Source organism: Aeromonas sp. 9A (assembly GCF_963900955.1).
In the GTDB taxonomy this organism is placed as follows: domain Bacteria; phylum Pseudomonadota; class Gammaproteobacteria; order Enterobacterales; family Aeromonadaceae; genus Aeromonas; species Aeromonas salmonicida.
This window is the reverse complement of the sequence record NZ_CAWRFG010000001.1, coordinates 834,640-848,561: the sequence shown is the minus strand read 5'-3', so window position 1 is coordinate 848,561 and position 13,922 is coordinate 834,640. Positions and strand designations below refer to the sequence as shown.

At 60.5% G+C, this 13,922-nt stretch carries 14 protein-coding genes; 11 read left to right on the top strand and 3 right to left on the bottom strand.

Features of this window, described 5'->3' with window-relative positions:
• Positions 1 to 26: 26 nt before the first annotated feature.
• Positions 27 to 401: a YacL family protein gene (locus AACX78_RS04240; protein ID WP_005313595.1), complete on the bottom strand. Its 375-nt coding sequence runs from the start codon at positions 399 to 401 to the stop codon at positions 27 to 29.
• A 208-nt stretch (positions 402 to 609) separates the two neighbouring features.
• Here AACX78_RS04240 and AACX78_RS04235 point away from each other — a divergent pair, with 208 nt between their 5' ends.
• From AACX78_RS04235 to AACX78_RS04205, 7 genes are all read left to right on the top strand, one after another.
• Positions 610 to 1,725, top strand: coding sequence for a sugar diacid recognition domain-containing protein (locus AACX78_RS04235; protein WP_087756516.1), 1,116 nt, complete (start codon positions 610 to 612; stop codon positions 1,723 to 1,725).
• A 119-nt stretch (positions 1,726 to 1,844) separates the two neighbouring features.
• Positions 1,845 to 3,107 carry a GntP family permease gene (locus AACX78_RS04230; protein WP_159165469.1) on the top strand — a complete coding sequence of 421 codons (1,263 nt, stop codon included), beginning with the start codon at positions 1,845 to 1,847 and terminating at the stop codon, positions 3,105 to 3,107.
• Positions 3,108 to 3,116: 9 nt separating this feature from the next.
• Positions 3,117 to 4,250 (top strand): glycerate kinase, encoded by a 1,134-nt coding sequence (locus tag AACX78_RS04225; protein WP_159165468.1) that lies wholly within the window; start codon positions 3,117 to 3,119, stop codon positions 4,248 to 4,250.
• A 212-nt stretch (positions 4,251 to 4,462) separates the two neighbouring features.
• Entirely contained in the window at positions 4,463 to 5,026 is a 564-nt protein-coding gene (locus AACX78_RS04220; protein ID WP_159165467.1) for an NnrU family protein, read from the top strand.
• A 67-nt stretch (positions 5,027 to 5,093) separates the two neighbouring features.
• Entirely contained in the window at positions 5,094 to 5,627 is a 534-nt protein-coding gene (locus tag AACX78_RS04215; RefSeq protein WP_159165466.1) for a glutathione peroxidase, read from the top strand.
• An 82-nt stretch (positions 5,628 to 5,709) separates the two neighbouring features.
• Entirely contained in the window at positions 5,710 to 6,645 is a 936-nt protein-coding gene (locus tag AACX78_RS04210) for a LysR family transcriptional regulator (protein WP_059111818.1), read from the top strand.
• A 182-nt stretch (positions 6,646 to 6,827) separates the two neighbouring features.
• Positions 6,828 to 8,024 carry a NupC/NupG family nucleoside CNT transporter gene (locus AACX78_RS04205; protein WP_059111745.1) on the top strand — a complete coding sequence of 399 codons (1,197 nt, stop codon included), beginning with the start codon at positions 6,828 to 6,830 and terminating at the stop codon, positions 8,022 to 8,024.
• Between the two features lie 320 nt (positions 8,025 to 8,344).
• On the opposite strand, the gene AACX78_RS04200 is transcribed toward AACX78_RS04205, so the two are convergent.
• Positions 8,345 to 8,839, bottom strand: a complete 495-nt coding sequence (locus AACX78_RS04200; protein WP_159165465.1) for a methylated-DNA--[protein]-cysteine S-methyltransferase — start codon at positions 8,837 to 8,839, stop codon at positions 8,345 to 8,347.
• Between the two features lie 43 nt (positions 8,840 to 8,882).
• Entirely contained in the window at positions 8,883 to 9,299 is a 417-nt protein-coding gene (arfB, locus tag AACX78_RS04195) for an alternative ribosome rescue aminoacyl-tRNA hydrolase ArfB (RefSeq protein ID WP_005313563.1), read from the bottom strand.
• 201 nt (positions 9,300 to 9,500) lie between these two features.
• Between arfB and glnK the strand changes: the two genes are divergently transcribed.
• From glnK to AACX78_RS04175, 4 genes are all read left to right on the top strand, one after another.
• Entirely contained in the window at positions 9,501 to 9,839 is a 339-nt protein-coding gene (glnK, locus tag AACX78_RS04190) for a P-II family nitrogen regulator (RefSeq protein ID WP_005313561.1), read from the top strand.
• A 251-nt stretch (positions 9,840 to 10,090) separates the two neighbouring features.
• Complete coding sequence (locus tag AACX78_RS04185; RefSeq protein ID WP_021138827.1) at positions 10,091 to 11,098, top strand: Fe(3+) ABC transporter substrate-binding protein; 1,008 nt, start codon at positions 10,091 to 10,093, stop codon at positions 11,096 to 11,098.
• A 39-nt stretch (positions 11,099 to 11,137) separates the two neighbouring features.
• The gene (locus tag AACX78_RS04180; protein ID WP_159165464.1) at positions 11,138 to 12,763 is read left to right on the top strand and encodes an ABC transporter permease; all 1,626 of its coding nucleotides are present in this window, start codon (positions 11,138 to 11,140) and stop codon (positions 12,761 to 12,763) included.
• Positions 12,764 to 12,836: 73 nt separating this feature from the next.
• A complete protein-coding gene (locus tag AACX78_RS04175; protein WP_159165463.1) occupies positions 12,837 to 13,871 on the top strand; it encodes an ABC transporter ATP-binding protein in 1,035 nt (344 codons plus the stop codon).
• The last annotated feature ends 51 nt before the right edge of the window (positions 13,872 to 13,922 follow it).

Genomic DNA, 13,922 nt, shown 5'->3' with positions numbered 1-13,922 from the left:
GGCATGCTCGCCCTAAATGTGGGTATTCAGCCCATATCCTCATTGCGGATAAAGGCGCGCCAGGAGCCTAGCACCTGGGCAAAGTCTTCCAGCCCGCACATGGCCAGCTGCTCATCATCGTAGTAGGCGAGATCGTCGAGATCCTCATCCTGTTCGATATTGAGGACGTTGGCTTTCACCTCGGCTTCCTCATGGGTGAGCAGCAGTGAATAGTCACCGCCGTGCAGCTGGTACTCTGTGCGGGTGCGATTGGACAGCTGGTCGATGATGGAGAAGAGCTCATCGAGCTTCTCCTCATCCTTGCCAACTTCATCGATCAACCACTGACCGATGGCCTCATGACCCATGGAGAACCGGGCGCGATAGCCACCGAACGGGTCGCGGCGAAATTCATAGTCCATAGCGGAGTCCATATCGGAAGGATGAGGCCACCACAAAGCGGACTGGCATAGCGTCAGATCCATGATCCATGGTGGGTCACACATAGCGTAAAGTGGCCTATTCTAGCGATCCCTCCCGCGCTTGTCTTGATGATGTGGGATCTTTGCACGTCGGCCCGTGTGATTGTGAGCCACCAGGCGTCATGCCAGCTTGTTGTCCGGAGATGTTATGCAGCTAAACGATACCCTGGCCCGTCAGATAGTGAGCAGGGCGATGAAGATACTGTCGTTCTCGGTCAACGTGATGGATGAACACGGTTTGATCATTGCCTCCGGCAATCCCGAGCGCCTCCATCAGCGCCACGAGGGTGCCGTGCTGGCGCTGACCGAGAACCGGGTGGTGGAGATAAGCGAGGCGACCGCCCAGCAGCTCAAGGGGGTGCGCCCTGGCATCAATTTGCCCATTGCCTATCAGGGGGAATTGCTCGGGGTCATCGGCATCTCGGGCGATCCGGACATAGTGCGTGCTTACGCCGAGCTGGTGCGCATGACGGCCGAGCTCATTCTGGAGCAGGCGGCGCTCACCGAGCAGTTGCAGTGGGACAAGCGCCACAAGGAGGAGCTGGTACTGCAGCTCATCCGCGGTGAGGGGCGGGTCGATCAACTGCAACAGGCGGCCCGTTTCCTCGAGCTGGATCTGGCCCAGCCTCGGGTGGTGGCGGTACTGGCGCTGGAGGAGGCGGATCCCGCCCGCCTGCGGGAGCTGGTGCATCTGCTGGAAAATCCGGAGCGGGACAATCTGGTGGCCATCAACGGCCTCGACGAAATAGTGGTGCTCAAACCGGCCCAGCTGAGCGACGGCGTCTGGCAATCTGAGCAGGAGCGCAGCCGCATCAAGCAGTTGCTGGCCCGCATTCCCCACTTCAAGGTACGGATCGGGGTGGGTGATTACTTCGGCGGCATAGATGGTCTGGCGCGCTCCTACCAGACGGCGCGGGATACTCTGCGCCGGGGCATGCGGCAGGCTCCGCGCAAGCAGGTCTACTTCTTCGAGGATTACCGGTTGCCGGTACTGCTTGGCAGTCTGGCGGACTCCTGGCAGGCGGATCAGTTGCGGGCGCCCCTGCTCAGGCTGGCGCAGGAGGATACAAAGGGAACGCTGCAAAAGACGCTGCGCCAATATTTCTTGCAGGATTGTGATCTGCATCCCTGTGCCGAGGCGCTCTTCATCCACCCCAATACACTGCGCTATCGGCTGACCCGGATCGAGCAGATAACCGGTTTGAATTTCAACAAGTTAGACGACAAGTTCCTGCTCTACCTCGGACTCAATCTCGACAGCTGATTTGTTGTAATGAACAAAAAGTCTCTCTTTCAAGAGGCTTTATTTGGCTTTTCAGCCAACGCATTCCGATCCCGGATCACCATAATGGCCACCACTCACTCCCATTCAAGGTGCCCGTCATGATCCCTGTATCCGCGCTCGGCGCTCTCGCCGCGCTCTCCATCGCCATCTTCCTCATCCTGAAGAAGGTGCCGCCCGCCTACGGCATGATAGTCGGCGCCCTGGCTGGTGGCCTGATCGGCGGGGCCGATCTGACCCAGACCGTCGCCCTGATGATAGGTGGCGCCCAGGGGATCACCACGGCCGTGATGCGGATCCTGGCGGCCGGTGTGCTGGCGGGCGTGCTGATCGAATCGGGCGCGGCCACCACCATCGCCGAGACCATAGTCAAGAAGCTCGGCGAGACCCGCGCCCTGCTGGCGCTGGCGCTCGCCACTCTGATCCTGACTGCGGTCGGCGTCTTCGTGGACGTGGCCGTCATCACGGTCGCCCCCATAGCGCTGGCCATAGCGCGCCGTGCCGACCTATCCAAGGCGGCCATACTGCTGGCCATGATAGGCGGTGGCAAGGCGGGCAACGTCATGTCCCCCAACCCGAACGCCATCGCCGCGGCCGATGCCTTCCATCTCCCCCTCACCTCCGTCATGGCGGCCGGCATCATACCGGGTCTGTTCGGGCTGGTGATGGCCTACTGGCTGGCCAAGCGTCTGAACAACAAGGGCAGCAAGGTCGCCGCCGACGAGGTGGTGAGCTTCAGTGGCAGCAAGCTGCCGGGATTTGGCGCCGCCATCAGCGCGCCCCTGGTTGCCATACTGCTGCTGGCCCTGCGCCCACTGGCCGGTATCGTCGTGGATCCGCTCATCGCTCTGCCCCTCGGCGGCCTGGTCGGGGCCCTTATGATGGGCAAGTTCAGCAAGGTGAACCAGTTTGCGGTCTCGGGCCTGGCCCGTATGGCGCCGGTGGCCATCATGCTGCTGGGGACAGGTACTCTGGCGGGCATCATTGCCAACTCCGGTCTGAAGGATGTGCTGATCAGCGGCCTGACCGCCTCCGGTCTGCCCTCCTACCTGCTGGCCCCCATCTCGGGCGCTTTGATGTCGCTGGCGACTGCCTCGACCACCGCCGGGACAGTGGTGGCTTCCAACGTGTTCAGCTCCACCCTGATTGAGCTCGGCATCAGCAGTCTGGCGGGGGCCGCCATGATCCATGCCGGTGCTACCGTGTTTGACCACATGCCCCACGGCTCATTCTTCCATGCCACCGGTGGCAGCGTCCACATGGGCGTGGGGGAGCGCCTCAAGCTCATCCCTTATGAAACAGCCGTCGGTCTGACCATAGCAGCCGTCTCCACCCTGATGTTTGGCGTGTTTGGTCTCGCCTGAGGAACTGATATGAAAATTGTTATCGCACCGGATTCATTCAAGGAGAGCCTGAGCGCCATGGCGGTGGCTGATGCCATCGAGGCGGGTTTCAAGCAGGTGTTGCCAGAGGCCACCTACATCAAGCTGCCCATGGCCGATGGCGGCGAGGGCACAGTGCAATCCCTGGTGGATGCCACCGGGGGTCGCATACTGCCGTTTTATGTGACAGCGCCGCTCGGCAACCAGGTGCAGGGCTTCGTCGGCCTGCTGGGGGATGGCGAGCGCGCCGTCATCGAGATGGCGGCAGCCTCCGGCCTGCACCTTGTCCCCCCCGAGCTGCGCAATCCGCTGCACACCTCCAGCTTCGGTACCGGTGAGCTGATCCTGGCGGCCCTCGACATGGGGGTGAAGCACCTGATCCTCGGCATAGGCGGCAGTGCCACCAACGATGGCGGTGCCGGCATGATCCAGGCGCTCGGCGGCAAGTTGCTCCAACGCGATGGCACCCCCATAGTGCCGGGCGGCGCCGGACTGGCGGATCTGGCCACCATAGATCTGAGCGATCTGGATTCCCGTCTGAGCAGGATCACCATAGAGGTGGCCTGTGACGTGGACAATCCGCTGTGCGGCCCGACAGGAGCCTCCGCCGTGTTTGGCCCGCAAAAAGGGGCCAACGCCGATATGGTGACCCAGCTGGATGCCAACCTCTCCCGCTACGCCGACTGCATCGAGCAGGCCCTTGGCAAACAGGTGAGAGAAATCCCGGGGGCGGGCGCCGCCGGTGGCATGGGGGCGGCCTTGGTGGGCCTGCTCGGTGCCGAGCTCAAGCCCGGCATCGAGATCGTCATAGCGGCGTTGAAACTGGCCGAGGCTGTGGCCGATGCGGATCTCGTCATCACGGGGGAGGGGCGTATCGACAGCCAGACAATTTACGGCAAAACGCCAATCGGTGTCGCACGCTGTGCCAAGCAGTTTGGCAAGCCGGTGATAGGTATTTCAGGGTGTCTCACCGACGACTACGGTGTGGTGCATGAGCACGGGCTGGATGCGGTGTTCGCCGTGGTCAACCGCGCCATGTCCCTGCCGGAGGCATTGGCCACTGCCACCACCAACCTGCAGCTCACGGCCCGCAACGTGGCCGCGCTCTATATGCTGCGACGCTGATCCTCTTTTGGCCGGTGCCGGGCACCGGCTTTACCCTGCCCCGTGTCGCGGTGATGACCTGTCTTTGTTGCAGATCTGACCGCAATACCTTGCCGATCTCCCGATCGGCTTTTTTCATTATCTTGCTGTATCTCCATCGCTTTTCTACGGTTTCTATATTTTGGCTGACCACTTTGCGGCATAGTGATCCCCCATAGTACAAGGAGCCACCCATGATCTTGCTGACCCTGGGGGTACTGCTGTTTACCCTTATCCATCTCTATCCCTGCTTCGCTGCGGCCCATCGAACCCGCCTGCGCGACCGGTTGGGGGAGAACCGTTACAAGGGACTCTTCTCGCTGCTGGTGTTCGTCGCTTTCGGCTTGATTCTGGCTGGCTGGCGTTCGTCCAGCCCCATGCCACTCTATTTTCCGCCCGCCTGGGGCCCGGCTCTGGTGATGGGCGTGCTGCCAGTCGCGCTCATTCTTTTCTTCTCGGGCCAGGGGCCCAACCACTTCCGGCGCTGGCTGGTTCATCCCCAGCTGCTTGGTACCCTGCTCTGGGCTGGCGCCCATCTTGCGGTCAACAGCGAGGCCCGCTCCCTGGTGTTGTTCGGCGGTATCGGTCTGTGGGCCCTGGTCAGCATCATCTGGATTTCGGTGCGGGACTGGCAGCGTCATCCCCGTCCCGCAGCAAACTGGGTTGGTACTGGTATCAGCGTGGGAGCTGGACTTGCGGTCACGGCTATCTTGATCTTCTGGGGTCATGGCTGGCTGACCGGCATACCCTTGCGCTAAATGATGGGGATGAACCGGCTGCGCCACCTGTGCGTATGACGCTCATCTGTTCAAAAGGAGTTGCCCGATGAAATGGTTCACTTTGTTATTGCTGCTTGGTGTCGGGATGGCCTCTGCCGCCTGCCCTGATTATTTCAATGTGGAGCAACGGGAGCTCAACAGCACCCAGCGCCACAACCTCTGCCAGTTGACCGAAGGCAAGGTGGTGCTGGTGGTAAACACAGCGTCTTATTGCGGTTATCGCGGCCAGTTTAGGGATCTGGAGACGCTTTATCAGACCTACAAGGACAAGGGGCTGATAGTGCTGGGTTTTCCGTCCAATGACTTCTGGCAGGAGTCGGGGGATGAGGACAAAACCGCCGCTGTTTGCCGCCGTGACTACGGGGTGACCTTCCCCATGTTCAACCGGCTGGCGGTACGCGGTGACGATGCGAGCCCGCTCTACAAGGGGTTGGCCGCGGCCGCGGGCGAGGCGCCGGGCTGGAACTTTCACAAATACCTGATAGGGCGCGATGGCAAGCTGATTGCAAGCTATGGTGCGAACCAGAATCCGGCCGACGATCCTCTGCAAAAAGAGGTCAAACGGGCGCTTGGGCTTTAGGTCTACCCCCCTGCGGGCCGCTCTGGAATAATGGAGGCCCGCTTTTCTGTCTGGTAACTCTGTGCTGCAACGTCTGCCCCAAATGGTGATCTTCGATGCCCTGGTCCGTGAACAGGGCATCTCGGCGGCCGCACGGCGGCTCGGCGTCTCCAAATCCCACATCAGCAAACAGCTGGCCCAGCTTGAGGCCGAACTCGGTGCCCAGTTGGTGCAGCGCACCACTCGCCGCTTCTCCCTGACCGAACTCGGTCAGGAGTATGCCCGTCACTGCCGCGCTTTAGTGGCGGTGGCGCTGGAGGCGGACTCCATGGTGGCGGAGCGCCGTGGCAAGGTGAGTGGCGTGCTTCATCTTGGGGTTGGCCAGTCGTTTGGCCGGCTGCACGTGATCCCGCGTCTCAAGGCGTTTCAGGATCGCTACCCCGAGCTGGAGCTGGAAGTCTCCCTGTTCGATCACAGAACCAACCTGGTGGATGAGGGGCTGGATCTCTGGATCACCACCTATGAAGACAAGCCCGAAGCGCTGGTGGGGCAGCGGCTGGCGGATATCCACTTCGTGCTGGTGGCCTCGCCTGACTATCTGCTGAGCCACGGCACACCCTTGCACCCGAAAGATCTGGCCCAGCACAACTGCATCACCTACCAGAGCCGGGAGCGGCGCTACCACGAGTGGTCGTTTCGCCAGGGCAAGGAGCGCCAGACGGTGCAGGTGGCCGGCAACTACCGGGTGGATCTGGCGGAGGCGGTGCGCGATGCCGCCCTGGCCGGGCTCGGCATCGCCTATGTCGCCAACTACTTGCTGGACAAGGAGTTGCAGTCCGGTCAGCTGATCCCCCTGCTGCCCCAGTGGCGGCCGAACCAGAAGATGGCGGTGCACGCCGTCTACGCCAGGCGCGAACATCTGGATCCCAAGATCCGTCTCTTCATCGATTTCCTCAAGGAGAGCTTCGGCCCCAATCCCTATTGGGAGCAGCGACTTGCCCCCTGGCTTGGCGGCAAATTGTCCGGCACAGAGGAATGATCGTTTCTATATAAGAACACTGGCTTTCGCATGATACCAAAATTGAACCAAATCAGCGGGTTGGCGCAACCGATATCGTGCAAACGTTTTTGCTAACAGGGCTGTAACCAGGCGGGCTTGCAGTAGTGGGGCGGGGGGAGCAGAATCCGCACCCATCTTTTGCCTCACCTGATGGAGTCCCTATGATTGCCCTGCTCGGCATACTGAGTATCCTGGCCCTGGCCGTACTCTGCTCTGATAATCGTCGTCGTATCCCTTTGCGAACAGTGGGTCTCGCCCTCTGCCTGCAAGTCCTCTTTGCCGGTCTGGTGCTCTGGCTGCCTGCCGGTCAGCACGTGCTGAACGGGGTCAGCGAGAGCGTCAGCAGCGTGATCGGTTACGGTCAGGAGGGGATCGCCTTCCTGTTCGGGGATCTGGCCAAGTTCAAGCTGGGCTTCATCTTTGCGTTCAACGTGCTGCCGGTCATCATCTTCTTCTCTGCGGTGATCGCGATCCTCTATCACATAGGCCTGATGCCGCGGGTCATCGCCCTGCTGGGCGGCGGTCTGCAGAAGCTGCTGGGTACCGGCCGTGCCGAGAGCCTCTCCGCCACCGCCAACATCTTCGTCGGCATGGTGGAAGCGCCGCTGGTGGTCAAGCCCTACCTCTCCAAGATGTCCGACTCCCAGTTCTTCGCCGTGATGAGCTGCGGTCTCGCCTCCGTGGCTGGCGGCACCCTGGTGGGCTACGCCAGTATCGGGGTTGAGCTCAAGTACCTGATAGCGGCTGCCTTCATGTCGGCACCTGCCGGTCTGGCCATGGCCAAGATCCTGGTGCCGCCTGCGGCTGAAGACGTTGACCATTGTCAGGACGTGGAGATCCCCCGTGCGACCAATGTGATCGAAGCGGCGGCCGATGGCGCCATGGCAGGCCTCAACATAGCGGTCGCGGTCGGCGCGACTCTGCTGGCTTTTGTCGGGGTGATCGCCATGCTCAACGGCCTGCTAGGCTGGGCCGGTGATCTGGTGGGACTGGAGCTGAGCTTCCAGATCATACTGGGCTGGCTGTTCGCCCCCGTCTCCTGGCTGATCGGCGTGCCCTGGGATCAGGCCCAGGCGGCTGGCGCCCTGATCGGGACCAAGATAGTCATCAACGAATTTGTCGCCTTCATCGCCCTGGTGCAGGATCAGACGTTGAATGAATCGAGCAAGGCCATCGTCACCTTCGCTCTGTGCGGTTTCGCCAACATCTCCTCCATGGCGATCCTCATCGGTGGCCTGGGCGCCATGGTGCCGGAGCGCAAATCCTTCATCGCCCGTTACGGCATGCGCGCCATACTGGCGGGTGTGCTGGCGAACCTGATGAGCGCCTCGCTGGCGGGGCTGTTCCTCGCCCTCTGATTGACCTTGAAGCTGGCACCTTCCGGTCAGAGCCCGCTTCGGCGGGCTTTTTTGTGGCTGTTTTTCAGACAAAAAAAGCGCCTCAGAGGAGGCGCGGGGAAAAAGACAGATTGGAAGCGTCACATGGGTGCCACTTGAATGAGGGATGAGCCATGCCATCCAAGTGTGAAGCCATGATGCCTGACCCTGTCTGAAGCCCTTATGAGGCGATTCTTCATACTATGTTCATTTTTATAAACGCAAAACGGCTCCACTCGAACAAGCCGGATCTCTGTTGTTCCAGTGGCTGAAGTGAGTGTTTTACAGGGATGGGGCCACTATCAAGGAGTCAACTCGAACGAACCGGCGTTCTGTTGTTCCAGTGCCAGCAACCAGCGTTTGATGGGGATGCCGCCGGCATAACCGGTCAGCTCGCCACTGCGCCCTATCACCCTGTGACAGGGCACTATGATGCTGAGAGGATTGCGGCCATTGGCGGCACCCACGGCTCGCACCGCCTTGTGGTTGCCGATGGACTGGGCTATTTCGAGATAGCTGACGGTCTTGCCGTAGGGAATGTCGCACAGAGCGCGCCACACCGACTGCTGGAAGGGGGTTCCCTTGGCGGCTAGCGGCAGATCGAAGCGTTGCAGACGGCCGGCGAAATAGGCGGCAAACTGCTCGACGTAAGGGGCCAGAGCCAGATCATCCTGACGCCACTGCGGTGTTGGCATTATGGGGCGCTCGCCCTGCATGAACTCCACGTGGCGCAGGCCATCCCGATCGATGGCGATGAGCAGGGGGCCGTGGGCGCTGTCGCAAAAACTGTATCTCATCTTCTCTCATCCTTGGCGTGGGCAAGTCGTAAGGCTGGCAGTATCACTCCAGCACGGGTTTGCCGCGGGCCGACTTGATGTCGCCCTTGCGCTTCTTGGCGTCGATCCGCTTGCGCTGGGAGCTGCGGGTCGGCTTGGTGGCATGACGGGCCTTGGGGCGCCAGGCGGCTTTCTTGAGCAGCTCCACCAAGCGGCTCATGGCCTCTTTTCGGTTCATGTCCTGGCTGCGATGGGTCTCGACCCGGATCTGGATAAAACCATCGTGTACCCGGCTGTCGCTCAGCTTGTCGAGCCCCTCTTTGTAGAGCGGGGGCAGACTGGGAGAGCTGCGGTAATCAAAGCGCAACCAGACGGCGGAGTCAGTCTTGTTGACGTGCTGGCCGCCGGCCCCCTGGGCCCGCATGGCCTGAAATTGCAGCTCATGCCAGGGGAGGGTGACGCTGTTGGAGATGACTAGCATACTGCTGTGCTCTTGTTTGGTGCATAGGGAGAGGCTGGTTCAGCTTGGTGCCTCATTATGGGGCGAGATGTGCTCCCTTGGTGATGCCGGGGGGGATTCATCCAGGGCATAAACGCTATCTTTTTGAAATTAAACAATAAAAAGACTTGGCACAAGAATTGATACCCAATTCATCACATACCATGGATTGGGAGCAACCAGATGAAGCTGATTACTGCGATTATCAAACCCTTCAAGTTGGACGATGTGCGTGAAGCCGTCGCCAGCCTGGGAGTCGAAGGACTGACAGTGTCCGAGGTCAAGGGGTTTGGCCGCCAGAAAGGGCACACCGAATTATACCGGGGAGCCGAGTACCAGGTCGACTTCTTACCCAAAGTGAAGCTGGAAATTGCGACGGCCGATGACAACGTCGAAGGGGTCATAGAGGCGATCTGCAAGGCGGCCTACACCGGCAAGATCGGCGATGGCAAGATTTTTGTCTACGATTTGTTGCAGGCGGTGCGCATTCGTACCGGTGAGAGCGATGACGAGGCGCTCTGATCGCTCGGGTGTCCTGGCGGCTTGAGCATGGGTAACCCTGTTTCGGATTGCCAGACCGGGCGGGTTGCCGACAGGTAGTCGCTGATTGACTCCATGGTGGGGCTGGATAGGATTCTATCCGGCCCTTTTGTTTGAACGGCGTTTAAATATGTGATCCCGCACTCGATGTTTTCTTGATCCGGTTGGCGAGGCCAATGCAAAATACAAACAGCAATGGTTATCACTCGATATAGCAACTCAAGGAATGGATGATGAAAATGAAGATGCTGGCACTGGCTTTTTCTACCCTGGCTGCTCAGGGTGCGTTTGCGGCAGGAGAGGTGAATGTCTACTCCAACCGTCAGGATGAACTGATCAAGCCCATCATCCAACAGTTCGAGAAGGAATCGGGTATCAAGGTCAACGTGGTGTTCGCCAAAGAGGGGCTGAACGAGCGTCTGGAGCGGGAAGGCAAGCTCTCTCCGGCCGATCTCATGCTGACTGTGGACATCAGCCGTCTGACCGATCTGGTGGACAAGGGGCTGGTGCAGCCGGTGGACAGCAAGATACTGCAGGAGAATATCCCTTCCATCTATCGTGACCCGGAGAATCGCTGGTTTGCCCTGACCACCCGCGTGCGAGCCATCTATTCGAGCAAGGAACGCCTCGGCAAACTCGACACCATCAGCTACGAAGATCTGGTCAAGCCTGAATTCAAAGGGAAAATTTGTACCCGTAGCGGCAAGCATGAGTACAATGTGGCGCTGGTCTCCTCCATGATCGCCCATCACGGCATGGCGGATGCAAAAACCTGGCTGGAAGGGGTCAAGGCCAACCTGGCGCGCAAGCCGCAAGGCAACGACAGGGATCAGGTCAAGGCGATCAAGGATGGCATCTGCGATCTGTCCCTCGGCAACAGCTACTACCTGGGTGCCATGTTGAAAGATCCGGCTCAGAAGTCCTGGGCTGATGCTGTCTACATCAACTTCCCGAACCAGGCTGACCGTGGTGCCCACGTCAACGTGAGCGGCGTGGCCATGACCAAGCATGCCAAGAACAAGGAAGCCGCCCAGAAGCTGATGGAGTTCCTGGCTGGTGATACTGCCCAGCACATGTATGCGGACGTGAATGCCGAGTACCCGGTCAAGGTCGGGGTCGAGCCTTCCGCTATGGTCAAGTCCTGGGGCAGTTTCAAGTCTGACCCCATGCCGGTCAGCGAGTACGCCAAGCACCGCAAGGATGCCTTGCAGTTGCTGGATGAAGTAAAATTCGACTTGTAATCAGATGGGGCCAAGGGCCCCATCCACTTCTGTGGTCTCATGAAAAATTGTGGATGGATTGTCAGCAGCTGGGCCACCGCCCTGCTGCTGGGTTTGCCGGTACTTGCCCTGATCTTCTCAGCCTTCTCGGCAGACGGAGACCTGTTTCGTCACCTCGCCGATACTGTGCTGTTAGACTACCTTGCCAATACGCTGGGACTGGTTGTGGGTGTGGTGCTGCTCAGCCTGTTGTTCGGCGTACCTACCGCCTGGCTGGTAGCCATGTGTCAGGTACCGGGGCGCCGAGCCCTGCAGTGGGCGCTGATGCTGCCCATGGCCATGCCCTCCTACATCGTTGCCTACGTCTACACCGACCTGCTTGACTACTCGGGGCCGCTGCAGGCGGGGCTGCGCACCCTGTTTGAGTGGAGCAGACCGGCGGATTACTGGTTCCCGGCCATTCGATCCCTGGGCGGCGCCGCCTGGGTACTGGCGCTGGTGCTCTTTCCCTACGTCTATCTGCTGGCCCGCGCCTCGTTCTTGGAGCAGTCGGTCAGCCTCATTCACTCCAGCCGCTTGCTCGGCTGCACCCCCTGGCAGAGCTTTCGCCGCCTCAGTTTGCCACTGGCCCGCCCCGCCATCATGGTGGCGGTTTCCCTGGTAGCGATGGAGACCCTGGCCGACTTTGCCACTGTCCACTTCTTTGCCATCAACACCCTGACCACGGCGGTTTATGATACTTGGCTCGGCTATGGCAGCCTGGCCACCGCCGCCAAGCTCTCCTGCATGATGCTGCTGGCCGTGGTGCTGCTCATCGCGCTGGAGCGCCGCTCCCGCCAGCGTCAGCAGGTGTTTCAGAAATCCATGGGTCATGAGCAGCCGCTGCGTTATCCACTCAAGGGAGTCAGCCGTTGGCTGGCCGGACTCTGGTGCTGGGGACTGGTGCTGGCGGGTTTCTGCCTGCCATTTGTCATCCTGCTCGATTACGGCGTGCGCTATTTCGAACTCTCCTGGACGCCGGAGTTTGTCCGCTTCGCCGGCAACAGTCTGCTCATCTCGGCGCTGACCGCCCTGCTGGCCATGGGTATCGCCCTGCTGCTCGGTTTCTTCCGCCGCCTCGATGGCGGCGTCAAGAGCCTGCTGCCCCTGCGCATCGCCGCCATGGGATACGCCATGCCAGGTACAGTGCTTGCCATCGGCGTGCTGGTGCCGCTGACAGCCCTCGATTTTGGTATCAATGATCTGGCCGAGTGGCTTGGGGGGCAGGGGCCTGGCTTGCTGCTGACCGGTACCCTCACTGCCATCGTATTCGGCTATCTGGTGCGCTTCGTGGCCATTGCCATCGGTTCGGTGGAGAGCAGCATGGGCAAGATCTCCCCCAGCCTCGACATGGCGGCCCGCTCCCTGGGACAGGGAGCGGGCGGTATGCTGCGGCGGGTTCATCTGCCGCTGGTGCGACGGGGTCTGTTTGCCGGTGCCATGCTGGTATTCATCGAATCCATGAAGGAGCTGCCCGCCGCCCTGCTGCTGCGGCCGTTCAATTTCGATACCCTGGCGACCCACGTCTATCAATTTGTCTCGGACGAGATGCTGGAACGCGGCGCCCTGGGGGCCATCGTTATCGTGCTGGTAGGACTGTTGCCGCTCATCTGGGTCAACCGCAGCCTGGATAGCCAGGGGCACTGAGTCTGCAAATCACTCCCTGAATTGTTGTCCGGCGCAGGTCGGCCTGAATCAAAAGAATATGAGGAAGTCAGCCGTGTCTTGCTTGCAGGTTGAGAACGTCAGTTGCCGTTATAACGGTCGCAATGTGCTGGAGCAGTTGTCTCTGTCGGTGGCCGACAACGAGATTGTCTGTCTGCTGGGGGCCAGTGGCTGCGGTAAAACCACGCTGCTCAAGGCCGTTGCAGGCCTGTTGCCGCTGGCCGAAGGGGAGATCCGCCTCGGTGCTACCCTGCTGGATGGGCCGGGCGTCAGCGTGCCACCCGAGGCGCGCAACATCGGCATGATCTTCCAGGATTATGCCCTCTTCCCCCATCTGACGGTGGCCGACAACGTCGGTTTCGGGCTGACTCGCCTTGACCGCTCCGCCCGTCAGCAGCAGGTGGAGGAGGCGCTGACGCTGGTCAAGCTGCAGGGGCTGGGAGATCGCTATCCCCATCAACTCTCTGGCGGGCAGCAGCAAAGGGTTGCCATCGCTCGCGCTCTGGTGTGCAAGCCGAAGTTGATGCTGCTGGATGAGCCCTTCTCCAACATCGACACCCAAGTGCGGATGAAGCTGATCCTCGAGATCCGCACCCTGCTCAAGCAGCAGGGGATCGGCGCCATCTTCGTCAGCCACAGCAAGGAGGAGGCGTTTGCCTTCGCCGACCGGCTGGCCCTGTTTCGGGCTGGTCACATCGAGCAGGTGGGACAGCCGGAGCAGCTTTATCGCCGCCCGCAGAACCGCTTCGTTGCCGAGTTTTTGGGCGGGGTGAACTATCTGGCCGCCGAGGTGGTGGACAGTCACTGCGTGCAGACGGCGCTCGGGGTTATCTGTGGCAGCGAGCCTCATGGTCGCAACCTGGGCGAGCTGCTGCAACTGATGCTCAGACCCCAGCAACTGTTGCTGGAGGCCGTTGTGGACGGCGAACTGACTGTGCTGGAGCAGCAGTTTCTCGGTCATCACTGTCGGGTGTTGTTCGAGTGTGGCGGTCAGCGACTGGAGGCGAGCATAGGTGAGCCACTCGGCGGGGATCGCGCTCGGGTCAAGGTCGCTCCCCATGGGTTGGTGTTGTTTGAACCAGTGCAGTGAACAACTTGATATCGTTATGAAATCAATGAATTGAATTCACTCTGGTTTATA

Bases quoted from the DNA above. Each gene is read 5' to 3' on its own strand.
- AACX78_RS04240 (WP_005313595.1), bottom strand. From the start codon at position 401: ATGGACTATGAATTTCGCCGCGACCCGTTCGGTGGCTATCGCGCCCGG.
- AACX78_RS04235 (WP_087756516.1), top strand. From the start codon at position 610: ATGCAGCTAAACGATACCCTGGCCCGTCAGATAGTGAGCAGGGCGATG.
- AACX78_RS04230 (WP_159165469.1), top strand. From the start codon at position 1,845: ATGATCCCTGTATCCGCGCTCGGCGCTCTCGCCGCGCTCTCCATCGCC.
- AACX78_RS04225 (WP_159165468.1), top strand. From the start codon at position 3,117: ATGAAAATTGTTATCGCACCGGATTCATTCAAGGAGAGCCTGAGCGCC.
- AACX78_RS04220 (WP_159165467.1), top strand. From the start codon at position 4,463: ATGATCTTGCTGACCCTGGGGGTACTGCTGTTTACCCTTATCCATCTC.
- AACX78_RS04215 (WP_159165466.1), top strand. From the start codon at position 5,094: ATGAAATGGTTCACTTTGTTATTGCTGCTTGGTGTCGGGATGGCCTCT.
- AACX78_RS04210 (WP_059111818.1), top strand. From the start codon at position 5,710: ATGGTGATCTTCGATGCCCTGGTCCGTGAACAGGGCATCTCGGCGGCC.
- AACX78_RS04205 (WP_059111745.1), top strand. From the start codon at position 6,828: ATGATTGCCCTGCTCGGCATACTGAGTATCCTGGCCCTGGCCGTACTC.
- AACX78_RS04200 (WP_159165465.1), bottom strand. From the start codon at position 8,839: ATGAGATACAGTTTTTGCGACAGCGCCCACGGCCCCCTGCTCATCGCC.
- arfB (WP_005313563.1), bottom strand. From the start codon at position 9,299: ATGCTAGTCATCTCCAACAGCGTCACCCTCCCCTGGCATGAGCTGCAA.
- glnK (WP_005313561.1), top strand. From the start codon at position 9,501: ATGAAGCTGATTACTGCGATTATCAAACCCTTCAAGTTGGACGATGTG.
- AACX78_RS04185 (WP_021138827.1), top strand. From the start codon at position 10,091: ATGAAAATGAAGATGCTGGCACTGGCTTTTTCTACCCTGGCTGCTCAG.
- AACX78_RS04180 (WP_159165464.1), top strand. From the start codon at position 11,138: ATGAAAAATTGTGGATGGATTGTCAGCAGCTGGGCCACCGCCCTGCTG.